Below are 356 nucleotides of genomic sequence, written 5' to 3'. Positions count from 1 at the left end.
CCTCACGGGCAAGTGCCGCCTCGCGGTCGAGCATTTCACGGGCGTTGGGAAGGAAGACCTCCGGACCGGCGAGATAAACTTTTTTTGTCATAAAATCGCACCTAAAAGGAATGGGCTTGGCATCAAAATACCTTCCTCGCTCTACAGCGAAGTGGGATCACAATCCAGTGGGCGAAACCGCCCATGCCGCAGCGCGTATCTGCACGCGTAGAGATCACGCCGCCGTGCTGCAGATTGTAAGTGCAACATAGGCAACGCGGTGCCATCGCCACGTCAGGCCTGCTCGTGCTCGATGTCCGACGTCAACACGGTGCGCAATGAACTGCCCGCGGCGACTGAGCGGGGAATCAAACACC

1 pseudogene is annotated in these 356 nt (G+C 58.1%); it reads right to left on the bottom strand.

Annotated elements, in window-relative coordinates:
• A pseudogene (locus tag AF337_RS42520) lies at positions 1 to 91 on the bottom strand (nucleoside 2-deoxyribosyltransferase); the annotation flags it as partial.
• Positions 92 to 356: the final 265 nt, after the last annotated feature.

Source organism: Rhizobium ecuadorense (assembly GCF_001187535.1).
GTDB lineage: Bacteria > Pseudomonadota > Alphaproteobacteria > Rhizobiales > Rhizobiaceae > Rhizobium > Rhizobium ecuadorense.
This window is presented reverse-complemented; position numbering and strand designations above follow the sequence as displayed.